Origin of the sequence: Nonomuraea sp. NPDC050663 (genome assembly GCF_044456985.1) — a bacterium.
In the GTDB taxonomy this organism is placed as follows: domain Bacteria; phylum Actinomycetota; class Actinomycetes; order Streptosporangiales; family Streptosporangiaceae; genus Nonomuraea.
This window is the reverse complement of record NZ_JBITGL010000004.1, coordinates 609756-632101: the sequence shown is the minus strand read 5'-3', so window position 1 is coordinate 632101 and position 22346 is coordinate 609756. Positions and strand designations below refer to the sequence as shown.

The 22346-nt window shown below is 69.8% G+C and carries 21 protein-coding genes; 10 read left to right on the top strand and 11 right to left on the bottom strand.

The window, feature by feature from the left end:
- Window positions 1-42: 42 nt before the first annotated feature.
- A complete protein-coding gene (locus tag ACIBH1_RS15770; RefSeq protein WP_397314445.1) occupies window positions 43-1584 on the top strand; it encodes a Coagulation factor 5/8 type domain-containing protein in 1542 nt (513 codons plus the stop codon).
- On the opposite strand, the gene ACIBH1_RS15765 is transcribed toward ACIBH1_RS15770, so the two are convergent.
- Entirely contained in the window at window positions 1574-1723 is a 150-nt protein-coding gene (locus ACIBH1_RS15765) for a GPGG-motif small membrane protein (RefSeq protein WP_164903902.1), read from the bottom strand. The two genes, ACIBH1_RS15770 and ACIBH1_RS15765, sit on opposite strands and share 11 nt — an antisense overlap.
- A gap of 69 nt (window positions 1724-1792) precedes the next feature.
- Between ACIBH1_RS15765 and ACIBH1_RS15760 the strand changes: the two genes are divergently transcribed.
- Entirely contained in the window at window positions 1793-2737 is a 945-nt protein-coding gene (locus ACIBH1_RS15760; protein WP_397314444.1) for a TIGR03557 family F420-dependent LLM class oxidoreductase, read from the top strand.
- 51 nt (window positions 2738-2788) lie between these two features.
- Here ACIBH1_RS15760 and ACIBH1_RS15755 read toward each other — a convergent pair whose 3' ends face one another.
- A complete protein-coding gene (locus ACIBH1_RS15755) occupies window positions 2789-3844 on the bottom strand; it encodes an ABC transporter substrate-binding protein (RefSeq protein ID WP_397314443.1) in 1056 nt (351 codons plus the stop codon).
- A gap of 79 nt (window positions 3845-3923) precedes the next feature.
- Window positions 3924-4292, bottom strand: a complete 369-nt coding sequence (locus tag ACIBH1_RS15750) for a hypothetical protein (RefSeq protein ID WP_397314442.1) — start codon at window positions 4290-4292, stop codon at window positions 3924-3926.
- Window positions 4293-4436: 144 nt separating this feature from the next.
- Here ACIBH1_RS15750 and ACIBH1_RS15745 point away from each other — a divergent pair, with 144 nt between their 5' ends.
- Complete coding sequence (locus ACIBH1_RS15745) at window positions 4437-4775, top strand: DoxX family protein (RefSeq protein WP_397314441.1); 339 nt, start codon at window positions 4437-4439, stop codon at window positions 4773-4775.
- An 80-nt stretch (window positions 4776-4855) separates the two neighbouring features.
- On the opposite strand, the gene ACIBH1_RS15740 is transcribed toward ACIBH1_RS15745, so the two are convergent.
- On the bottom strand, window positions 4856-5857 hold the full coding sequence (locus ACIBH1_RS15740) for a zinc-binding dehydrogenase (RefSeq protein WP_397314440.1): 1002 nt from the start codon (window positions 5855-5857) through the stop codon (window positions 4856-4858).
- A 169-nt stretch (window positions 5858-6026) separates the two neighbouring features.
- On the opposite strand from ACIBH1_RS15740, the gene ACIBH1_RS15735 reads away from it, so the two are divergent.
- Together ACIBH1_RS15735 and ACIBH1_RS15730 are read left to right on the top strand one after the other, a co-directional pair.
- Window positions 6027-6671 carry a 1,4-alpha-glucan branching protein gene (locus tag ACIBH1_RS15735; RefSeq protein ID WP_397314439.1) on the top strand — a complete coding sequence of 215 codons (645 nt, stop codon included), beginning with the start codon at window positions 6027-6029 and terminating at the stop codon, window positions 6669-6671.
- Between the two features lie 52 nt (window positions 6672-6723).
- Window positions 6724-7830 (top strand): epoxide hydrolase family protein, encoded by a 1107-nt coding sequence (locus ACIBH1_RS15730; RefSeq protein WP_397314438.1) that lies wholly within the window; start codon window positions 6724-6726, stop codon window positions 7828-7830.
- Between the two features lie 639 nt (window positions 7831-8469).
- Here ACIBH1_RS15730 and ACIBH1_RS15725 read toward each other — a convergent pair.
- The 3 genes from ACIBH1_RS15725 to ACIBH1_RS15715 form a co-directional block, all read right to left on the bottom strand.
- Window positions 8470-9414 carry a D-2-hydroxyacid dehydrogenase family protein gene (locus ACIBH1_RS15725; RefSeq protein WP_397314437.1) on the bottom strand — a complete coding sequence of 315 codons (945 nt, stop codon included), beginning with the start codon at window positions 9412-9414 and terminating at the stop codon, window positions 8470-8472.
- 241 nt (window positions 9415-9655) lie between these two features.
- Window positions 9656-10147 (bottom strand): DUF6328 family protein, encoded by a 492-nt coding sequence (locus tag ACIBH1_RS15720; protein WP_397314436.1) that lies wholly within the window; start codon window positions 10145-10147, stop codon window positions 9656-9658.
- 140 nt (window positions 10148-10287) lie between these two features.
- Complete coding sequence (locus ACIBH1_RS15715; RefSeq protein WP_397314435.1) at window positions 10288-10755, bottom strand: DUF1360 domain-containing protein; 468 nt, start codon at window positions 10753-10755, stop codon at window positions 10288-10290.
- Window positions 10756-10816: 61 nt separating this feature from the next.
- On the opposite strand from ACIBH1_RS15715, the gene ACIBH1_RS15710 reads away from it, so the two are divergent.
- Window positions 10817-11413: a nucleotidyltransferase gene (locus ACIBH1_RS15710; RefSeq protein WP_397314434.1), complete on the top strand. Its 597-nt coding sequence runs from the start codon at window positions 10817-10819 to the stop codon at window positions 11411-11413.
- A 72-nt stretch (window positions 11414-11485) separates the two neighbouring features.
- Here ACIBH1_RS15710 and ACIBH1_RS15705 read toward each other — a convergent pair whose 3' ends face one another.
- Window positions 11486-11854: a PRC-barrel domain-containing protein gene (locus ACIBH1_RS15705; protein WP_397314433.1), complete on the bottom strand. Its 369-nt coding sequence runs from the start codon at window positions 11852-11854 to the stop codon at window positions 11486-11488.
- Window positions 11855-11997: 143 nt separating this feature from the next.
- Here ACIBH1_RS15705 and ACIBH1_RS15700 point away from each other — a divergent pair, with 143 nt between their 5' ends.
- The 4 genes from ACIBH1_RS15700 to ACIBH1_RS15685 all read left to right on the top strand — a co-directional run bounded on the left by ACIBH1_RS15700 (window position 11998) and on the right by ACIBH1_RS15685 (window position 16612).
- Entirely contained in the window at window positions 11998-13116 is a 1119-nt protein-coding gene (locus tag ACIBH1_RS15700; protein WP_397314432.1) for an acyltransferase family protein, read from the top strand.
- Window positions 13117-13124: 8 nt separating this feature from the next.
- Complete coding sequence (locus ACIBH1_RS15695) at window positions 13125-14600, top strand: alpha-N-arabinofuranosidase (RefSeq protein ID WP_397314431.1); 1476 nt, start codon at window positions 13125-13127, stop codon at window positions 14598-14600.
- A gap of 79 nt (window positions 14601-14679) precedes the next feature.
- Window positions 14680-15270, top strand: coding sequence for a helix-turn-helix domain-containing protein (locus ACIBH1_RS15690; RefSeq protein WP_397314430.1), 591 nt, complete (start codon window positions 14680-14682; stop codon window positions 15268-15270).
- Complete coding sequence (locus tag ACIBH1_RS15685; protein WP_397314428.1) at window positions 15263-16612, top strand: pyridoxal phosphate-dependent decarboxylase family protein; 1350 nt, start codon at window positions 15263-15265, stop codon at window positions 16610-16612. The genes ACIBH1_RS15690 and ACIBH1_RS15685 overlap by 8 nt, the downstream gene beginning before the upstream one ends.
- On the opposite strand, the gene ACIBH1_RS15680 is transcribed toward ACIBH1_RS15685, so the two are convergent.
- From ACIBH1_RS15680 to ACIBH1_RS15670, 3 genes are read right to left on the bottom strand one after another with little or no spacing between them, the layout of a single operon-like run.
- On the bottom strand, window positions 16609-18807 hold the full coding sequence (locus tag ACIBH1_RS15680; RefSeq protein ID WP_397314427.1) for a carbohydrate-binding protein: 2199 nt from the start codon (window positions 18805-18807) through the stop codon (window positions 16609-16611). The two genes, ACIBH1_RS15685 and ACIBH1_RS15680, sit on opposite strands and share 4 nt — an antisense overlap.
- Complete coding sequence (locus tag ACIBH1_RS15675) at window positions 18798-19676, bottom strand: rhamnogalacturonan acetylesterase (RefSeq protein ID WP_397314426.1); 879 nt, start codon at window positions 19674-19676, stop codon at window positions 18798-18800. Before ACIBH1_RS15675 ends, ACIBH1_RS15680 begins: the two co-directional genes overlap by 10 nt.
- On the bottom strand, window positions 19673-22324 hold the full coding sequence (locus ACIBH1_RS15670; protein ID WP_397314425.1) for a Tat pathway signal sequence domain protein: 2652 nt from the start codon (window positions 22322-22324) through the stop codon (window positions 19673-19675). Before ACIBH1_RS15670 ends, ACIBH1_RS15675 begins: the two co-directional genes overlap by 4 nt.
- Window positions 22325-22346: the final 22 nt, after the last annotated feature.

Here is a 22346-nt window from a genome sequence, read left to right as displayed (position 1 = left end):
ACACGCTGGGGGCACCCGCGCCAGTAACCTCCCGAGGTGCCCATGGTCAGACGTCTTGTCATCCTGCTCGCCGTCGTGTGGATCGCCGTGGCCGCCGCCCCGGCCGCCTCCCGCACCGCCCAGCCGGTCACCGGCTACGTCGACACCCACAACCACCTGATGTCGAACGAGGGCTTCGGCGGGGCCCTGTTCTGCGGCAAGACCTTCCACCCCGACGGCATCGCCAGAGCGTTGGTCGACTGCCTCGACCACCACCCCAACGGCGAGGCCGCCTGGTTCGAGAACTTCACCAGGACCGGCTCGCCCCTGGGCACCCACGACCCGGTCGGCTACCCGACCTTCAGGGACTGGCCCGCCAACGACTCGATGACCCACCAGCAGAACTACTACGAGTGGATCGAGCGAGCCTGGCGCGGCGGCCTGCGCATCATGGTCAACGACCTGGTGACCAACCGGCAGCTCTGCGAGATCTACCCGCTGAAGAACCGCTCCTGCGACGAGATGACGGCCATCAGGCTGGAAGCCCAGCGCACCTACGACCTGCAGAATCACATCGACGCCAAGTCGGGTGGCCCCGGCACCGGCTTCTTCCGCATCGTCAAGAGCCCCGACGAGGCCCGCCAGGTCATCGCGGCGGGCAAGCTCGCCGTCGTGCTGGGCATCGAGACCTCGGAGCCGTTCGGGTGCCGCACCACGCTGGGCATCCCGCACTGCACCAGGGCGCAGATCGACCGCGGGCTCAACGAGATGCACGCGCTCGGCGTGCGAAGCATGTTCCTGTGCCACAAGTACGACAACGCGCTGTGTGGCGTGCGCTTCGACTCCGGAGCCCAGGGCGCGATCGTCAACCTGGGCAACCTGCTCTCTTCGGGCAGTTTCTGGCGCGTCGAACGCTGCACGGGGCCGGAGCGCGACAACACCATCTCGCCGGACGGCGTGCTCCCGCCGGTGCTCAACGACCTGCTGCCGCCCGGCGTGGGGCTGCCGGTCTACCCGCCGGCGCCGCACTGCAACACCAAGGGCCTGACCTCACTGGGCCGTTACATGCTGGAGGGCATGATCTCCCGCGGCATGATGGTCGAGATCGACCACATGAGCGTCAAGGCCGCGGACCAGACCCTCGACCTGCTGGAATCACGCGGGTACGCGGGCGTGATCTCCTCGCACAGCTGGACCGACCCCAACTACTTCCGCCGCATCTACCAGCTCGGCGGCATGATCACCTCGATCAGCCACGACGCCGACGACTTCGTCGACAGCTGGCGCTCGTCCAAGACGCTGCGCGACGAGCTGGGCAAGACGGGATACGGCTATGGGCTCGACGCCTACGGACTGCACGTGCTACCGGCGCCGCGCTCGGGCAGTGCCGTGACCTATCCGCTTCCGACAGGCCAGGACCGCGCGAGCACGGGCCAGCGCACGTGGGACTACAACGTCGACGGCGTCGCCCACGTCGGCCTCGTTCCGGACTGGATCGAGGACATGCGGGCGATCGCCGGCGACGGGTTCATGCAGGACATGGCGGCAGGAGCCGAGGCCTATCTACAGACCTGGCAAGCCGCCATGACCCGCGCTATACATTAAAAATACTGACGCCACCCGGTCCGACCAGGAATCCGAGGACGATGAGGACGATCCCCCAGAGGATGTCCCGACGAGCCAGGATCACGTAGATCCCAGCGATGACGAGGATTACTGCGATGATCCAGAGCAAGGTAGCCATGGGACTGCCACTGCCCCCAGACGAGACGACTTAACACATTTCGTTTCTTCATCTGGGCAGGTGAGTCGCATGGCTACCTTCGGATACTTCCTGAGCAGCGAAGAACACCGTCCCGACGAGCTGGTACGGCAGGCCGTCCTGGCCGAGCGCGCCGGCTTCGAGGCGTTGTGGATCTCCGATCACTTCCACCCGTGGCTCGACGAGCAGGGCCAGAGCCCCTTCGTCTGGTCGACCATCGGAGCCATCGCGCAGGCGACCTCGCTCCCCATCACGACCGCGGTCACCTGCCCTCTCGTCCGCATCCACCCGGCGATCATCGCCCAGGCGGCGGCCACCAGCGCCGTGCTCACGGGCGGCAAGTTCCAGCTCGGCGTCGGAACCGGGGAGGCGCTCAACGAGCACATCCTCGACTCGCGCTGGCCCCCGGCCGCCGAACGGCTGGAGATGCTGGAGGAGGCGATCGAGGTCATGCGCGCCCTGTGGTCCGGCGAGCTCGTCACCCACCGGGGCAAGCACTACACCGTGGACACCGCGCGGCTCTACACCCTGCCCGACGAGCCGCCCCCCGTGTACATGTCCGCCTTCGGGGACAAGTCGGTCGAGCTGGCCCTGCGCATCGCCGACGGCTTCATCTCGACGGGACCCGACGCCGAGAAGGTCCAGATGTTCACCAAGGAGGGCAAGCGCACCCAGGGCGGCATCAAGGTCTGCTACGCCGCCGACGAGGGCGAGGCACGCAAGACCGTGCACCGGCTGTGGCCGACGCAGGGGATCAAGGGGGAGGCATCGCAGCTGCTTCCCCTGCCCCGGCACTTCGAGCAGCTCGCGGAGATGGTGTCGGAGGAGGAGGCGTCGGGCAAGAGCGCCTGCGGGCCCGACCCCGAGGTGCACGTGGAGGCGGTGGGGAAGTACGTCGAGGCCGGGTTCGACGAGGTGTTCATCAGCCAGATCGGGACGGAGCAGGACGCGTTCTTCGACTTCTACGGACGCGAGGTCCTGCCCCGCCTGAGGTGACCCGTTCAGGTTTCAGCCCGTGTGCGGGACCTTCGTCTGCCGGGCCGACCTTCAGCCCGTGTGCAGGACGCGGATCCGGTCAGGCCTGGCCGGATCCCGCTCCGCCACCTGAACCGGCGCCCACACCCACTGCCACACCCCGATCTCCGGCGCCCGCGAGAACCTGATCACCCCCCGGGTTCCCTCCACCGACACCCCCGCCCAGTCCAGGACCGACGACCGCAGCACCTCGGCCAGCACGGCGACCGTGTCATACCCCTCGAACGCCACGAACGAGGGCGGAGCCCCCAGCCGCTCCCGCAAGGCCCCCTCGACCCGCTCACCCAGCGGGCCGAGCCGCTCGGGCAGATACCGCAGGAACGGGATGCCCGCCCCCTCCCCGCCCGGCAACGCCGCCCACTCGGCGAACTCCGGCTGCCCGGCCGGAGCACCGATCATGACCCCGGCCAGCCGCCGATCACCCCGCACCGCCCCGACGATGGGCAGCGCCGGCTCCGGATGCCCGACGAGCAGCAGCAGAGCCGTCGCCTGATAGCCGACGATCTCGTCGCAGAGCCCCGCGGGATCGACCGTCCCCATGTCGACCTCGATGACCGACCCGCCACGCGCCTCCAGCGCCTCCCGCAGGATCCGGATCCCGGACGCCCAGTACACGCTCGCCTGCGCGGCCACCACGACCCGCTCGTGCCCCGCGCCGAGCAGGAAGTCCGCATAGATCCGCCACCCGTGCGACTGCGCGGGAGCGATGCGCGCCACCCGGTCGGTCGGCTCCTCCGTGAGCGCGTCGAGCACCGCCGACGAGCAGAGGTACGGCAGGCCGAGGGCGACGGCCCGCGCGGCCACGGCCCGGGCCACGACGCTGTGATACTCACCCGCCAGCGCCGAGACCCCCAGCTCCGCCAGCTCGTCCACGGCCGCGGCGGCCTTCAGCGGATCCGCCGCGGTGTCCCTGACGACCAGCTCAAGCGGCCTACCGCCGATCCCGCCCGCGTCGTTGACCTCGCCTACGGCCAGCTCCAGCCCGGCGAGCAGATGCCGGCCCGCCTCGACCCATCCAGGGCGGGACAACGGCACCAGGGCGCCGATCCGGACGGCTGTTTCCGGCATGTTCATAGCGGTCAACTCCGAATCGCGCAGTGGACTCCCATCGCGCAGTGGATCTTAGCGACGCCGGGGGTGGCCGGGGTCAGCACCCTTCCCGGACGTTGTTGGTGTCACGGAACGTCCTCAGGTTGTCGATCGACATCCAGCCGTACTTCTTCGTCCCCCTGACGTGCGCGAACACCCAGTGGGTGCCGTAGTCGTTGGTCACCCAGCAGAAGAACTCCAGCACCTGCCCCTTCCTGGCCTTCCCGACGGTCGAACACCGCGGCCCGGCGTACGGCCCGGCCTTGAGGTTGAACGTGCCGCGCATCGTGGCCCGGCCCTTGTCCCGGTCGGCCACCTTGGGCGCCTGGCACTGCGGCGGCGCGGCGGCCTGAGCGGCGGGGGCCGCCACGAGCGACATGGTGGCGACCGCGCCGCCGGCGACGAGCATGGCGAGAGTCTTCTTCATCGATCCTCCCGAGGAGATCCTTTTCCGTCGCTCATTGGATGACAGATCACCGCAAGAGGTTCGCATCGCCGCCGCATCGCGGACCTATCAACCCCTCCCAGCAAGCTGAACTCCGTCAGCAAGATCCATGACAGGAGAGTTCAGATGTTCACCGCACACGTTGTCGTCACCGTCCTCGCCGCCGCCTGGGTGGCCTTCTCGGCCGTATCGGTCCTCACTCGTGCCGCGTGGGTCGTCGAACCCCTCGCCGAGTACGGCGTCCCGCGGACGTTGTGGCCCTGGCTGGGCACCGCCAAGGCGGCGGGCGCCGTTGGCCTGGTGGTCGGCCTGTTCATCCCGGCCATCGGGCTCGCGGCAGGGATCGGGCTGGTGGTCTACTTCACCGGCGCCGTGGTGACGGTGCTGCGCGCCCGGTCGTACAAGCACATCCCGTTCCCGCTGCTCTACCTGGCTCCCGTGGTCGTGGCCATGGCTCTGGCCTAGGTGGAGGAGGCGTGAAGCGAGGGCCTGTCGCGTGGCCTGGCGCGAACCGCGCGGCCTGGAGGGTGGCCTGGTGCGTCGGCCTAGAGTCCGGCCGGTGGAGGGGGTGTGCTTCCGACCAGCAGCAGCGTCTTCCCCACGGCCGTGCGGTTCTCGATCGCCGCGTGCGCGTCCGCGGCGCGCTCCAGCGGAAACGTCTGCCCGATCACCGGCCGGACCCGCCCGTCCGCCGCCAGGGACATCACCTGCTCCGCCCACCTCGCCAGATGCGGCCCGAACCCGAAAAGCTGCTCGATCCCGATCACCTCCACATCCCTGGCGCGGGCGTGACCGGGCTCGATGGCGGTGACCTCCCCGCTGGACGCACCGTGCACCGAGAACCGCCCCCCGCGAGCCGTCACCTCGAACGCCTCCCGCCCGATCCGCCCGCCCACGCCGTCGAACACCACGGTCGGCCCCACCCCGCCGGTGGCCTCCAGCACCCGCTCGGTCCACCCCACCTCGGAATAGTCGACCGCCGCGTCCGCACCAAGCTCCCGGATCACACCGAGCTTGCGCGCCCCACGAGCCGCCCCCACGACCCGCGCACCGGCCGCCAGAGCGAGCTGCACCAGCAGACTGCCCACCCCACCAGCGGCCGCCTCGACCAGAACATGATCATCAGGGCCCACCTTCACCGTCTCCATCAGGCCCTGAGCCGTACTGCCGTCGCTGTGCAGGGCGACCGCCTCCGGCAGCCCCAGCCCGTCCGGCACGGAGAACAACCTCTCCACATCGGCAACCGCCAGCTCGGCGAACCCGCCGCTCTCCCCGAGATCGGCCACGACCCGCCGCCCCGCCCAAGCTGGATCCACCCCGGCGCCGACCGCACCCACCCGCCCCGCCACCAGCCCACCCGGCACGTGGGGAAGCGCCGGTCTGGCATGCCATTCGTCGACCCCGCGCCGGATCCGCGTCTCGACGAACGTGATGCCCGCGACCGCCACCTCGACCACCACCTGCCCCGCCCCGGCCACCGGATCCGGCGCCTCCCCGGGCACCAGCACCTCAGGCCCCCCGAACTGCGCCATCTGAATCACTCGCATAACCACCACTCCCGCCGATGCCCACGTCGAGCCACCCATGCTGCAACCTCAACCAGCCTTGAGGTCAACACAGCCAGCCCTCCCGGCGCACCCCGGCCCGCTGGCTTTTGGCACGATGGCCAAGGTCACCCCCGCGCCCCCCGTTTCGCGTAGAGAGCGAGCCCGCAGCATGGCCGTCGTCCACAACACCACCCTCAAGCCGACCAAGCTGGAACTCCTCACCACCTGGCTCCCCACCCGCCCCTGGTACGCAGGCGGCTCGGCCGTACCCCGTCTGACCAAGGCAGGCGGCTTCCGCCTGGACGACCCCGCGGGCGAGGTGGGCATCGAGTTCATGGTCGTCACCGACACCTCAGGCCCCGCCCCCGTCTCGTACCTGACCCCGCTCACCTACCGAGGCGCCGCCCTCGAAGGCGCCGACCACGCCCTCATCGGCACGATGGAGCACGGCGTGCTGGGCCGCCGCTGGGCCTACGACGGATGCCACGACCCGGTGCTGGTCGAGCAACTGCTCGCCCTGATCGCGGGCCGGGCGCAAGCCCAGCAGCAGAGCGTCAGCGACGCCCCCGACCTCGAAGTGACGCGCTCGTACACAGGCGAAGCGTTGTCCTCGACGGCAACCGCGACGGACGACGGAGCAGGAACGAAGCTCACCACCCCGGAGAAAACGACGGTCCACCTGCAGCGCGTCCTCAGGCCCCAGTCCTCACCCCCCTCGAAGGCGCTCGGACACGTGACCGGCGCCTGGGACCTCCCCGACAGCACCCGCACCCAGGGCACATTCCTGGTGGTGCCAGGCCCCGCCAATCCATGAACCCGACGTAATGCGGAACGAAATCTTCCGCATTACGTCCTACCGTAAAAACATGATGAAGCCCTTCGCCATTGACGTCCCGCAGGCCGACCTCGACGACCTCCGCGAGCGCCTGGCTCGCACCCGCTGGCCCGCCAGGCTCCCCGGAGCCGGGTGGAGCCGCGGCGTCCCGGTCGACTACCTGCGCGACCTTGCCGCCTACTGGGGCGACGACTACGACTGGCGCGCCTGGGAAGCGAAGATCAACACTTTCCCGCAGTTCGTCACCGAGATCGACGGCCAGCCCATCCACTTCTTCCACGTGCGCTCCACCAACCCGGACGCGCTGCCGCTGATCATCACCCACAGCTGGCCCAACTCGATCGCCGAATTCACCGACCTGCTCGGCCCCCTCGCCGAGGACTTCCACGTCGTCGCACCGTCACTACCCGGCTTCGGCTTCTCGCCGTTCAACCCGGCCGACGAGCGACCGTGGAGCATCGAACGCGTCGCGCGCACCTGGGCCGAGCTGATGAGCCGCCTCGGCTACGAGCGGTACGGCGCGCACGGCAACGACGCCGGAGCGCTCGTCTCCCCGCAACTCGGCGCCCTGTTCCCCGAGCACGTGGTCGGCGTGCACATCACCGGCGGCCTCGGCATCCCCACCGGCCCCGAGGACATGGCGGACCTGTCCGAGGAGGAGCGCGCAAGCATCTCCTGGGTCACCGAGATGCTCAGCGGAGCCGGCGGCAGCGCATACGCCCCCTACCTCGCCGCCCGCCCCCAGACGCTCAGCTACGGCTGGTCCGACTCGCCCGTGGCGCAGCTCGCCTACCTGGTCGAGCGCTTCAAGGAGTTCGACGGCTGGGGTTCCGGCACCGAGCCGATCTCGCGCGACCTCATCCTCACCAACGCCAGCCTCTACTGGCTGACCGACACCGGCAGCTCCTCGTCATGGACGTACTACGAGGGCGCCGCCGGCATGCCCATCGACCAGGACCGCGTGCCCACCGGCGTCTCCCACGGCGGCCCCGCCGCCTTCCGCCGCATCGCCGAGCGCAAGAACCGCATCGTCCACTGGAACGACCTCCACCACCCCAGCCACATGCTGGCCATGGCCGGCCCCGCCCCACTGGCAGCGGACATCAGCGCCTTCTTCCAGGGGCTTGACCGCGGTTGAGCGCCGTGACGCCAACCGCGGGCGCACAGCCCACGTCCGAGCGTCACAGCCATGAACGCTTCGCTGCTTGTCGCAGCTCGCCACCCCCGCCACCCACACCGATGACCGCCTGAGCCGACCACGACGCCAACCCCGGAACCTCGACGTCCAGCACGGCCGTCTGGACGTCGAGCCCACCATCGGATACTTGGAACCATGGTGATCGTCGAAGCCGTCATCGAAACCGAACACGCAGCTGGTTTCGCAGCTTGGACAGCCGAGGCGCGCTTGAAAGTCATCAGCTTGATAGAAGGCCGACGGGGCCCCTTCGCTCATGACTGCGCGCCGTAGCCCTCCCACCTGGATCTCGGCTCGCCAATGCGTGGGACGGATCTCGGGGCACCCGACAGAATCCACCCCCTTGAGAGCAGGCATCGAAACCCATTCCCGCTTCGCCAACGGCAACGGCCGGGGGTCCGGGGCCGGAAGGCCCCGGCAGGGGGGGTCTTGGGGGGCTCGGTCCAATGAGGGAAGCCCGAGCCCGCCTCGCGCCGAAGGCGCTCGGACCGGCGAGGCCCATGCCGAAGGTGCACGACCGGCGAGGCCCGTCCGGAGATGCGTGGTCGGCGAGGCCTCTCCGAAGGGGCGTGGCCGGTGAGGTTACTGCAGGCGGCGGAGAGGGGAGCCCGCGAGGAAGGCGTGAATGTCCTCCACCGCCTCGGCGAAGTACGTGCGATAGTTGCCCGACGTCACATACCCCAGGTGAGGCGTTGCGAGAACGTTCGGCAAGGTGCGCAACGGATGGTCCCCGGGGAGCGGCTCCTCGTCGAAGACGTCGAGGCCGGCGCCTGCGATGGACCCTGCGCTCAGAGTCTTCACCAGCGCCTCCTGGTCGATGATGGCGGCTCGCGACGTGTTGATCACGTATGCCGTCGGGCGGAGCAGGGCGAGCTCTCGGGCGCCGATGAGGTGGCGGGTGCGGGCGCTGAGGACGAGGTGGACGGAGACGATGTCCGACTGTTCGAGCAGCGTGTCCAGTGACGGGGCGAGGGTGGCGCCCGCCTCAGTGGCGCGCTCATGGGTGAGGTTCTGTGACCATGCCACCACGTTCATGCCGAAGGCTTGGGCGACCCGGGCGACCTGGGTGCCGATCTTGCCGAGGCCGAGGAGGCCGAGGGTGGCTCCGTGGAGGTCGAGGCCGAGGGTGGACTGCCAGGGGCCTCCGGTGCGGAGGCTGGTGGCCTCGGTGAGGAGGTGGCGGGTGAGACCGAGGATGAGGGCCCAGGTGAGTTCGGCGGGCGGGGTGGAGCGGCTGCCGGTGCCGCAGACGGTGACGCCGTGGGCGGCTGCGGCGGCCAGGTCGATGGAGGCGTTGCGCATGCCGGTGGTGACGAGCAGGCGCAGCTTGGGCAGGCGGGCGAAGAGGGAGGCGGGGAAGGGGGTGCGTTCCCGCATGATGACGACGATCTCGTAGTCGGCGAGGGCGGCGACGAGGTCGTCGGTCGAGGCGAAGGGCTCGTGGAAGGGGTGGGCGTCGATCCCGGACCAGTCGGCCAGGTCCAGGGCGACGCCCTGGTAGTCGTCCAGGATCGCGCATCTCGTCATGGGGCGACTTTAGTGCCCCATGACGAGGGGGCAGTGTTCGCGGCACAGGCACGTCGACGAGCGTCTGCGGCCGCGGCGTGCGCGTTCACGATTGTCTGCGGTCGCGGGGGGCGTTCACGACTGCCTGCGTTCGCGGCGTACGTCGGCGATCGTCTGCGCTCGCGGCGCACATCCAAGGTCGTTGGCGGTCGCGGGGCGCGCGTCGGCGATCGTCAGCGTTAGCGGCGCGCACCCGCGATCGTCACCGTTCGCGGCGCAGGTCCACGATCGGCTCGAGCAGCCAGAACCAGGTGCCGGTGAGTGCCACGACTCCGCCGAAGATGGCCGCCGGCCAGTTGTTGAGCACGACCTCCGCCACCAGTGCCACCGCCGACGTCATCGCGATGAGCAGGAAGATCGCCCCCGCGATCCCCAGCCGGTTGGCGCGGTGGATCATGCGTTCCTTCAGGCCGGTGCGGAAGATGAGCCGGTGCTGGGCCGCGGGCGTGATGAAGCAGATGGAGGCCAGCGCCGATCCCAGCAGCGAGATGAAGAACAGCCACAACCCGAGCTGGTCGATCTTGGTGAATCCCTGCTGGAAGGGCACGGTGAGCAGGAAGGCGAAGAGTACCTGGACGCCGGTGACCGCCACGCGCAGGCCTTGGAGCAGCTCTTGCAGTTCGCGGTCGACGCGTTCCTTGTGGCTCTCGCCCGGCTCGCCGGGCTCGCGGACCGCTCGGGATTCGGTCGTCACGCGGCCTCCTTCTGCAGCTCTGGATTCGGTGGTCGCAAGGTCTCTCTCGCCGTCTCCGGAGTCGGTCGTGACAGGGTCCTGTTCACCGACTCGGGAGTCGGTCGTCACGCGGCCCCTTTCGGCGGGTCCGGAGCCGGTGGTCACGAAGCCTCCTTCATCAGCTTGGCATAGGCCAGCTGCAGCCAGTCGGACATGGCCACGGCGGTCATGGTGGAGCCGACCAGGCGGGTGAAGCGGGGGGCGAAGATGAGCCCGGCCGCGTAGCCGGTGGCTGTCCACTGGGCCAGGCAGAACGGGCAGGCCAGCAGTTCGCCGACGGGGTTGCGCGGTTCTTCCTTCAGCTCGGCGGGGCCGCTGACGCCCTTGAAGCGGGTGAAGGGGGCGCGCAGGGGGCTGGTGACGGGGTCCTTGGCGATCAGGCGGGAGATCTTGTGGGTGCACACGCCCATGACGGCCAGGTCGAGGAGGCCGAGGCGGTCGGGCGGGCGACGCCGGGTCAGGGCCGCGATGGCCGCGGTGGCCGCGACCGCTCCGCCGTACACCGCCAGGATCCGCAGGTAGGGGGCGAGCGGGCCGTGTTGGTATTCGCGTTCGGTTTCCTCGAGCATCCCTGGGCGCTACCCCTGTTCAGCGCGTCTAGTCGTCGATCGTGAGGGTAGCCGTCACTCCATGGGGAGTCACAGTCATGAGGTTACGGACGCGATTCTTGAGACGCTCAAGCGCGCGAGTTATGCGTTGAAGGATGCGGGCCTGAAGTTCGCGCTGGCGGGAGGGTGTGCGGCCTATGCCAGAGGGGCGGCGCCGTCCCTGCACGACGTGGATTTCGTGCTCACGGAGAAGGACGCTCCTGCCGCCCTGGAGGCCTTGCGGGAGCTGGGCTTCCGCACGGTGACGCCGCCGGAGGGGTGGCTGGTGAAGGCGTTCGACGAGGACAGGCTGGTTGATCTGATCTTCAGGATCGCCGACCACGACGTCACCGAGGCGCTGCTGGATCGGGCGGAGCCGCTGACCGCTTCCGCGGTGCGGCTGCCGGTGCTGGAGGCGACCGATCTGGTCATCTCGTGGCTGATCCCGATGTCGGAGCACGCCTGCGACTACGGGAGCATGCTGCCGCAGGTCAGGGCGCTGCGGGAGCAGGTCGACTGGGATCGGGTGGCGGCCGTCACGCAGGACTCGCCGTACGCGTTCACGTTCCTGACCCTGCTGGAGCGGCTGGGGGTGATCTCCCACCCGGTGAACGCCGACGGCGACTCGAAGTGGCCATAGAACACGGGTGGCCCTAGAACGCGGGTGGGGCCGCGTCCCCGAAAGGACGCGGCCCCTGTGTTCCCGATTGGGTCAGAACGTGGTGCCCGCACCGGGACCGCTCGGGAACTGGCGGTAGTAGTCGCCGACCCGGTTGCGGTACTCGGGCTCCTTGAAGGTCGCCTCGTCGAATTCCGGCGCGGCCTTGATCTCCGCCTTGGTGCGGGAGACGTAGACGTTGCGTTCCTGCGGGTCGATTTGCGTGATGACCGAAGCAGGAAGCAGGACCTTCTTGCCGAAGATCCACGGGCCGGTGTCGACGATGATGTAGCTCTCGCCGACCTCGTAGGTGGCCTCGTCCACCGAACCGATCTTGCCGTCGGTGGCCTGGACGTGGTATCCGACCAGGTCGAGACTCTTGCCTCGATCGTAGACGTCAGCGCGATACTCCCAGAGCTCCATCGGGAGTGCTCCTTTCGTCCGACTTTCTCGGTAGACCCCCGGCTACCCGGACAGAATCACCTAAACGCGGATTCAAGCGGATGGCTGGTCGATGCCAGGTATGTGGCAACCGCCCGTCAAGAGGTCGGGTTCACCCTCCAGACATGGAGAGAGACAGACTGTACGAGATGGACGCGTTGCGGCTGATCGCGGCGTTGTGCGTGGTGCTCTTCCACTACACCTTCTCCGGCTGGGCCAAGGGGGAGACCGCGGTGGTCTTCGCCGCCGAGAGCGTGGTCAGCAAGTACGGCTACCTCGGCGTCGATCTCTTCTTCCTGATCAGCGGCTTCGTGGTGCTGATGAGCGCCTGGGGCAGGTCGCCGCGCGACTTCGCGGTCTCGCGCTTCGTGCGGCTGTATCCGGCGTACTGGGTCGGCGTCGTGGTGACGGCCGTGGTCGTCGCCACCCTCGGCGCGGGCGTGTTCGAGGTGACGCCGGTGCAGTTCCTGGCCAACCTGTCCATGTTCCAGTCGGTCGCGGACATCCCCAACGTGGACGTCGTCTACTGGACGTTGTGGACGGAGATGCGGTTCTACGCCGTCATCTTCGCCCTGACCCTGGTGGGCATGACGAAGAACCGCATGATGGCGGTGCTGTGGGGCTGGCTGGCGCTGACCTTCGCCGTGCAGGCGGGCCTGGCGCCGCGGGTGCTGGACCTGCTGGTGCAGTCGGAGTTCTCGCACTACTTCATCGCCGGCATGGCCATGTTCATGCTCTACCGGTTCGGTATGAGCCTGCAGATCGCGCTGATCATCCCGATCTGCCTGGGCAATGCGGTCTTCCGCGCCGTGGGTTTCGCCGAGGCCGTGGGCCGCCGCTACCAGGTCGGCTACTCTGACGCGGTGATCGTGGCCGTCGTGGTGCTGATCTTCGTGGTCATGCTGCTGGTCGCGACCCGGGTGACCAAGCCGCTGGGCCGCCCGGGCATGGTGACGGCGGGCGCGCTGACCTACCCGCTCTACCTGCTGCACGCGCACATCGGCTTCATCCTGTTCAACCTGTTCGACGCCCACGTCAACGCCTACGTCCTGCTCGCCGGGATCACCACGCTCATGCTGGTCGCGGCGTACGGCATGCACCGGTTCGTCGAGAAGCCCCTCGCCTCCCGCCTCAAGCGCGCCCTGTCGCGGCCTCGTGCTCGGGAAGAAAATCTACAAATCGTTTTAACAACCCCACGCGGTGCAAACATGGGTCTAGCGAAACCCCGGATTGACACGTTTTAATCATCCGCATGCTGCGCGCCTCGTTCACCCTCGATCCCGCCTTCTCCATCGGACAGCTCGACCGCCGCCTGTTCGGCTCGTTCGTGGAGCACCTGGGCAGGTGCGTCTACTCGGGGATCTATGAGCCGGGTCACCCGCGCGCCGACGCGCGCGGCTTCAGGACCGACGTCCTGGAGCTGACCCGCGAGCTGGGGGTGACGACGGTCCGCTACCCCGGCGGCAACTTCGTCTCCGGTTACCGCTGGGAGGACGGGGTGGGCCCGCGCCGGCCGACCCGCCTGGACCCCGCCTGGCGCTCCATCGAGACCAACGCCTTCGGCCTGGGCGAGTTCGCCGCCTGGGCCAGGGAGGCGGGCGTCGAGCCGATGATGGCCGTCAACCTCGGCACCCGCGGGGTCCAGGAGGCGTGCGACCTGCTGGAGTACGCCAACCACCCCGGCGGCACCGCCCTGAGCGACCTGCGGATCGAGCACGGCGACGCCGAGCCGTACGGCATCCGCATGTGGTGCCTGGGCAACGAGATGGACGGCCCGTGGCAGACCGGCCACAAGAGCGCGGCGGAGTACGGCTCGCTGGCCCAGCAGACCGCGCACGCGATGCGCATGATCGACCCGAACCTCGAACTCGTCCTGTGCGGCAGCTCCAACCACGAGATGCCGACGTTCGCGGCCTGGGAGTCGACCGTGCTGGAGGCGGCCTACGACGAGGTCGACTACATCTCGCTGCACGCCTACTACCGCGAGGAGGACGGCGACCCGGCGACCTTCCTGGCCGCCGGCAGCGCGATGGAGGACTTCATCCAGGACGTGGTCGCCACCTGCGATCACGTGCGCGCCAAGCGCAAGGCCCGCAAGCGGATCATGTTGTCGTTCGACGAGTGGAACGTCTGGTACGCCGGCCCCGGCAACGACACCTGGGAGCAGGCCCCGCGCATCCTGGAGAACGTCTACAACCTCACCGACGCGGTGGCCGTCGGCAGCATGCTCATCGGCCTGCTGCGCCAGAGCGACCGGGTGCGCGCCGCCAGCCTGGCGCAGCTCGTCAACGTGATCGCCCCGATCTTCACCGAGCCGGGCGGCCCGGCCTGGCGCCAGACCATCTTCCACCCCTTCGCCCAGGCCGCCAGGTACGGCCGCGGCGAGGTGCTGCGCGTGGAGCCGGTCAGCCCTGTCTCGGAGACCAAGGGGTACGGCGAGGCCGCGCTGCTCCACGCCACCGCCGTGCGCGACGACGAGCGCACCACCGTGTTCGCCGTCAACCGCTCGCTCACCGAGCCGATGGAGCTCCGGATCGACGTGCGCGGCATCGAGGCCACGCGCGTCGTGGGCCACGAGGTGCTGGCCGACGCCGACCGGTTCGCCACCAACACCCGCGAGCACCCCGACCGTGTCCGTCCCTACGCGGTGACCGGCGCGGCGATCGACGGCGGCAGGCTGACCGCCGTGCTGCCCCCGCTGTCCTGGAACGTCCTGCACCTGTCCTAGAAGACGTCTGGCGCGGGGCCGGCCACGACGCACGCCCGGTGACGCTATAGCGGAATCAGCGCCGCTATAGTGGACTTTTGTGGAAAACGTCCTGTCCAGCGGCCTGTCGATGGCCGAGCTGGGAGCGCGGGTCCGTGCCGAGCGCCGGGCCCGCGGCCTGGCGCTCGAACGGCTCGCCGAGCTGAGCGGAGTCAGCCGGAGCATGGTCTCCGACATCGAGCGCGGAGCCAAGACGCCGAGCGTCCTCGTGCTCGACCGCCTGGCCACCGCCCTCGGCACCTCCATCGCCAGGCTGCTGGACGACCCCGCCCGTCCCGAGGTGGTCCTGCTCACCCGCGAGAGCCAGCGGGTGGTGCGCGACCCCTCGGGCTGGGAGCGGCGCATCCTGTCGCCCGTGCTGCCCGGCGTCGAGTTCGAGTTCATGCGCACCACGCTCGGACCGGGCGTGGACGCCGGGATGTTCGACCCGCACGCCCCGGGCTCGCGGGAGTACGTCGCCGTCGAGCAGGGCCGGCTGCGCCTGACCCTCGACGCCCGCCCCCACGTGCTGGAGGAAGGCGATGCCGCCTACTTCCCCGGCGACCGGCTGCACGCCTTCGCCAACGACCTGGAGACCGGCGACTGCGTCTTCTACCTGGCCATGGAACTGGGAGTGCGACACGATGGATGAGTTCGAGCGCGCGGCCCGCATGGCCTCGACCTACCTGGAGCGGGTGCCCGACCGGCCGGTCTGGCGGCCCGTGCCCGACCGCGCCTGGCTGACCGAGCAGCAGATGCCCGACCGCGGCCGGCCGCTGGCCCGCCTGCTCGACGACATCGGCGAGTTCGTGCTGCCGCACCCCATGGGCAACGGCCATCCGCGCTTCTTCGGCTGGGTCAACTCCCCGCCCTCCCAGGCCGGGGTCGCCGTCGCCCCCCTCGCGGCCGCCTTCAACCCCAGCACCGCCGGTGGCGACCAGGCGGGCGTGCTGCTGGAACGCACCGCCGTACGCTGGCTGGCCGAGCTCGTCGGCTTCCCGCACCCGCCCGGCGGGGGGCTGCTGACCAGCGGCGCGTCCATGGCGACCATCGTCGCGCTGTCCGCCGCCCGCCGCCGCGCCCTGCCGGACGTGCGCGAGAACGGGCTGTACGGCCGGGCGCCCCTGGTCATGTACCTGTCGGAAGAGGGCCACAGCTGCCTGCGCAAGGCCGCCGAGCTGCTGGGCCTGGGAAGCGCCAACCTCCACGTGGTGCCCGTCGACGACGCCTACCGCATGGACCCGGCCGCCCTGCGCGCCCGGATCGAACGCGACCTGGCCGAGGGAGCGCGTCCCTTCCTGGTGGCCGCCAGCGCCGGCACCGTCAACACCGGCGCCGTCGACCCCCTCGCCGAGATCGCCGCCGTCGCTCGCGAGCACGGCCTGTGGTTCCACGTCGACGGCGCCTACGGGGCGCTGGCGGCCGTGACCGGCGACCCGGTCTTCGAGGGCATGGCCGAGGCCGACTCCCTGGCCCTCGACCCGCACAAGTGGCTCGGCGTCCCGGTCGACTGCGGCTGCGTGCTCTTCCGCGACCCCGCCCTGGTGCGCGACACCTTCAGCCTCGTCCCGCCCTACCTTCGCGACGACGAGGGCGACCCGCTGGGCTGGTTCTCTGAGTACGGCATCGAGCAGACCCGCCCCTTCAGGGCTCTGCGCGTGTGGGCGACGATCGCCCACCGCGGACGCGCGGGCGTGGTCGAGCTCGTACGCCGCACCACCGGCCTGGCCAGGACCCTGGCCACGATGGTCGAGGAGTCCGGCGACTTCGAGCTGATGGCGCCCGTGACGACCTCCATCGTCGCCTTCCGCTACACCCCGGCCGACCTGCCGGGGCTGCCCGCCGCCGTGCAGCGCAGGGGCCGGGCGTTCATCACCGGTACCCACCTCGGCGGCATGGCGGCCCTGCGGGCGTGCATCCTGCACCCGGAGACGACCGAGGCGGACCTCGCCATCCTGCTCGACGAGATCCGCCTGGCCGCCAAGGAGCTCTAGCGCACGTAGATCGCGGGCCTCGGCGGGGTCGACATGCCGTCACCCAGGAAGAAGCTCGGGTGCGGCGGCTGGTTGTAGGCGGTGTTCTGCCAGGCCAGGGCGACCCGGTACTGGGTGTCGTGGAGCAGGGTGTGGATGGCGCGGTTGGTGGTGTTCGTCGTCGCGTAGATCCGCAACGCGGTGTTGTCGCTCAGCGGCCACACGACCTCCTCGCGCCAGTCGCCCAGGATGTCGCCCGACAACGACGGCGTCGCCTTGGTGCCGTTGTTGGAGTGCACCCCCGAGGCGGTCAGCAGCCTGGCGTCCGAGCCGGTGCCGTACTTGTCGATCCTGGTCTGGTCGACGAGCTCGCGCACCGGGTCGCCGTCCCACCAGGCGAGGAAGTTTATCGAGGAGGGTTCGCGCCCGAGCGAGCCGCCGGTGGCGCTGCGCAGCACCGTGTCGGACGCCGACCAGGCCTCGCCGCCCGCGCTGCCCGCCCAGACGTCGCCCGCCACGCCCCGGCCGTTGTCGCAGCCGCAGCCGCTGACCGACCACAGGATCGAGCCGGTGCGGGCGTCGGCCATCCAGGAGTCGACGCCGGAGGTGTTCTCCGACGTCATGAAGTACTCCAGGCCGGAGCGACCGGGGTTGAAGTCGCCGACGTGGAGGGCGTCGCCGTGGCCGTTGCCGGTGTTCCACAGCGCCGAGCCGTTGTCGTTGACGGCCATGGCGCCGAAGGCGATCTCGTCCCTGCCGTCCTGGTCGAGGTCGGCGATGGACAGGGAGTGGGCGCCCTGCCCGGTGTAGGCGCTGCCCGCGGAGTTGGAGTCGAAGGTCCAGCGCTTGGTCAGCGTTCCGTTGCGGAAGTCCCAGGCGGCGATGACGGTGCGGGTGTAGTAGCCGCGGGACATGATCAGCGACGGGCGCTCGCCGTCGAGGTAGGCGGTTCCCGCCAGGAAGCGGTCCACGCGGTTGCCGTAGTTGTCGCCCCACGAGGAGACGGTGCCGCGCGGCGGGTCGTAGTTCACCGTGGACAGGACCGCGCCGGTCAGGCCGTTGAACATGGTCAGGTACTCGGGCCCGGCCAGGATGTAGCCGGAGGAGTTGCGGTGGTCGGCCGACGAGCTGCCGATGACCTGGCCGGTGCCGGAGACGGTGGCGTCGGCGGTCTTCATGGCCACCTCGGCGCGGCCGTCGCCGTCGTAGTCGTAGACCTGGAACTGGGTGTAGTGCGCGCCCGCCCGGATGTTGCGTCCCAGGTCGATGCGCCACAGCCGCTGACCGTTGAGCCGGTAGGCGTCGACGTAGACGTTGCCGGTGTAGCCGGACTGGGAGTTGTCCTTGGCGTTGGACGGATCCCACTTCAGCACGATCTCCAGCTGGCCGTCGCCGTCGAGGTCGCCGACGCTGGCGTCGTTGGCGCTGTAGGTGTAGGCGACGCCGTCAGGGGTGGTTCCCCCGGACGGCACCTGGATCGGCACGTCCAGGTAGGAGCCGCCGGTGAAGCGCAGCGACGCCTCGGAGGCGGCCTGTTCCGACCCGTTGACCACCGGGCGCACGGTGTAGGAGGCGTCCGACGCGGCGCCCGAGTCCAGGTAGTTGGTCGAGCCCGAGACGCCCGCGACGAAGGTGGAGCCCCGGTAGAGGTTGAAGGTGACGCCCACCGGGTCGGTGCCGAGCAGGCGCCAGGAGAGCAGGTTGGCGCTGCCGGAGCGCACGCTGACCAGGCCCCGGTTGAGGTCCTCCGCCTGGCGGCCGGTCTGCACCGCGCCGTCGGTGACCTCCAGGTGGTCGATGTTGGCCAGGCCGTTGGCGGTGGTGGGGCTGAGCCTGACGGTGTTGGAGCCCGCGTTGAGGTTGGCGGTCACCGTCTTGGAGACCCAGGTGGTCCAGGCGCCGGTGGGGTCGAAGGCGCTGGCCGCCTGCGTGGTGGAGCCGTTGACGACGATGTCGGCCGGGCGGCCGGTGGTGCCGCCGTTGGCGTGGCGGAAGGTGAGGGTGGCGGTGCCCGCCGAGGCGGCGTTCACGGTGAACGTCACGCCTGAGCCGACGGCGTTGGCGGCGTTGCAGAAGCCGGTGCCGGAGAAGCCCGCGTGGTTGGAGTCGATGGTGCCGTCGCAGGCGGCCTGCTCGGCTTCGTATCGGGTGGTGGCCGCGGAGGCGGGGGCGGCCACCAGGGCCAGGGTCAGGATGAGAGCTGCTGCTAATCGCAAGGCGAGACCTTCCAGTGGGGGGTTGCCATCAGGTCGAGCGAGCGCAACTCGGCCGCGACCAGGTCCGCGAAGACCGTCGCGCCGTAGTCGGAGGTGTGGGTGTCGTCTGCCTCCTCCCGGGTGAGATACAGGTCCTGTGACGCGTCCGGCCCGAGCTCCTCGACCAGCTCGCGGCTGAGCCGGGTGAGGTCGATCAGGCGTTCGGCGAGCTCCCGCATGACCGCGGGCAGGTCGGCGCCGGCCTCGTTGACGTGCAGGCCGGCGGGGCCCAGGCCGCGGCGGACCATCGGGGTGACCAGCACCGGGGTGGCGCCGCGGTCCTGGACGTTCCGCACGATCTCGGTGAGGCTCGCGCGGAAACTTCGGGCCGTCGTCCGCTTGTCGTTGTGGCCGAACTGCACCAGCACGACGTCGCCCGGCCGCACCTGCGGCTCCATCGCCGCCCACAACTCGGGCTTGGCCAGGAAGCTCGCCGCGCTCTCGCCGGAGCCGGAGTGGTTGACCACCGACACGCCCCGGCCGAAGTGGCGGGTCAGGCGCTGGCCCCAGCCGGTGAAGGGCGCGTGCTCCTGGTCGGTGACGGTGGAGTCACCGGCCAGGAACAGCCGCACGTGCCCGGCGGCGGGAGCGACCTCGAGCTCCGAGAAGGAGCCGGTGAAGGCCAGGTGCAACCCGTGCCTGCCGTGCCCGTGGAAGGCGTTCTGCTGGCCCTCCGGGTGGCGCACGTTCACCGTGAACCCGTGCGTGCCCGCCTCAGGGCAGGGGGCGACCATGAGGCGGCGGGCCTGGGCGAAGACGGCCGACCCGCCGCCCAGCCGTACGGTGACGTCGTAGTGGCCGGGCGGCAGGTCGAACGAGCGGGTGATCATGCGCTGGGGAGCTTGTCCCCGACGAGGGCCAGGTTCTGGATGGCCGACAGGCCGAACAGCGCGGTGGAGTTGGTGGAGATCCACGGCGCCGCCGTGGACGGGTTGAGGGTGCTGTCGACCTTCGTGGTCGTCCAGTTGCCGTTGTGGGCGTACTCCCAGACGTTGTCGACGGTCATGAACTTCTGCCAGGCACGCGCGGCCAGGGCGTCGTCCTTGAGGTGGACGGCCGCGTAGGCGTCGAGCCTGGCGTGGCCCTGCTTGAGGCTGACGTTGCCGAAGTGCGCGCCGTACCTGGCGGTCTGCTCGGCCCTGGTGCCGTTGTAGTACTTGCAGTAGTCGAGCCAGGCCGACTTGAACGCGGGCACCTCGATCAGGTCGATGAGCTCGGCGCACATCTCCACCAGGCCGAACATGGCCGACAGGTGCGAGACGCTCACGACGGGAGCCGCGGCGACCGCGAACTTGCCGGTGTCCATGTCGTACAGGCCGCTGCCCTGGACGAAACCGTTCGGCTGGGCGCCGATGGTCTCCATGGTGCCGCGCAGCTTGGTGTGGCAGGCCTCGGCCTTGGGGCCCTGGCGTTCCCACTCGGCCAGCCAGGCGGCGGCAAGGCCGGACCAGTCGGTGCCGAAGCCGATCGACAGCGCGTTCGGGTTCGGCGTGTACGGTTCGGTGCGGATCTTGCGGATCGGGTCGAGCACCAGGAAGGTCTTCTCCGACTCCGCCAGCTCCGACAGCAGGTCGCCGGTGCGCTCGTCGGCGGTGAGGAAGTAGTAGAAACGCCGGTAGCTCGCGGTGGAGATGCGCTGCTGCTTGGCGCTGTCGGCCCAGTGCTGCACGCCGTGCCGGGTGCCCAGGCCCGCCCACGGACCGAGGTGGTAGACGTCGACCTCGCCGGTGTGGCGGGTCATGGCCTCGGCGAAGCGGAAGATGTCGGCCCTGCCGCTGCGCAGGAAGGCGTACCAGAGCCACAGGTCGGGGGAGAGCTCGGAGTTGTCCCAGGCGTAGCCGCCGATGTCGTAGCGCCAGACCTTACGGTCCTCGTCGAAGGTGTGCATGATGTCGCCGTAGTCCCAGAACCCGTACCAGTGCCGCTCCTCCACCTGCTTGCGGTAGAAGTCGAACTGGAAGTCCAGGTGGTCCTCGATGACCTTCTTGACCGGGTGGGCGCGGTCGACCGGCGAGAACAGCCCGCCGAAGACCTTCGCCGACACCAGGTGCTCCACCGAGTTGATCACCTGCGGGCGGGTGCGGACCTGGTCGGCCATCGCCCCCAGCACCTGCGCCGTCGGCGTGGCCGCCAGCGCCCAGAAGGTCAGGTCGTTGGTCCTGGCGATGCCGTACGGCGTGCCGAAGCCCGGCTCGTAGTCCTCGTAGGTGATCTCCAGGCCGCCCTTGTACTGCTCCTCGTAGGTGTCCTGGCCCATGCCGTCGTGGTAGAAGCGCAGGTCCATCGGCTGGGCCTCGGGCGACCACAACCAGACGGTGACCTCGGCCTCCTCGGTGTGCGCGTTCTTGACGTCGAGCTGGGCCGGGTGGCGCTGCCAGAAGTCGTTGAGCCCGAAGCCGAGGCCGCCGGTGACGCCGCCGACGTAGCCGAAGCCGGAGGCGCGCTTGCCCTGGTCGACCGAGATCCAGCCCTGGCCCTTCTTGGTGCGCTTCTTGATCGTGAAGCCCTCGGAGGAGAGCTGGCTGAGGGTGTAGTCGCCCCACTCGGGGATGTACTGCAGGCGGGTGGTGACGCGCTGGTCCCAGGTGGCGGGGTCGGGCAGCTTCTGCCCGGCGATCTGGGCGGCCCGTACGGCGGCGCCGGGGTCGCGGCGCAGGCCGGTGATGCCCTTGACCGCCTCGGAGAGCATGCCGTGGCCGTCGCCGACGAAGCGCACGTGGCGGTCGTAGGAGGCGTCGCGCATCGGCACGCGGAAGCGCACGCCGAGCCCGGCGATGAAGTCCTCCTGCCCGTCGCGGTCGTAGACGAAGGTGTGCGCCATGCGGAAGTTCTCCGCGCCCGCGTAGAAGTACAGCCGGACCGTGAAGGGCAGCCAGGACTTGCCCTTCTTGTCCTGGTGCTTGCCCTCGATGCGGACGACGGCGCGGATCGGGCCCGACTGCTCGACCACGACCTTCTGGATGTTGCTCAGGAACTCGTCGCGCTCGACGCTGTCGTGCTCGATCTTGTTCTGCTTGATGTTGACCAGCTGGCCCTTGCGGGCGATCTCCACGTCGCCGCGCCAGACCTGGCTGACCAGCTCGGAGCCGGACTTGCGGATGCGGGCCCGGATGACGCCGGTGTCGACGTCGACGTGGTTCTTCTCGTCCTTGACCGTCACCGGTGTCGCCGGCGCCGCCGCCGCGCCGGCGACCAGGGTGTAGGACTCGGCGGGCGTGGTGGGCGCGATCGCGTGCGCGGTCCACTTCACCGAGCCGTCGGGCCAGTAGGCGATCGGCCAGCTCTGCACCGGCGTGCCGTCGGACAGGGCGAAGGTCTGCTCCTTGGTGACCGTGGCCCTGGGCCACGGCGTGCCCCAGGTGGAGACGGCCGCCGTGCCCGGCTTGCCCTCCAGCCAGGTCAGGTTCACTTCCGGTACGGCAGCCGCCTGCGCGGACTGCGTGTTGCCGACCACCGAGATCAGCGGCGTCGCTGCCATACCGGCTAACACCTGGCGGCGG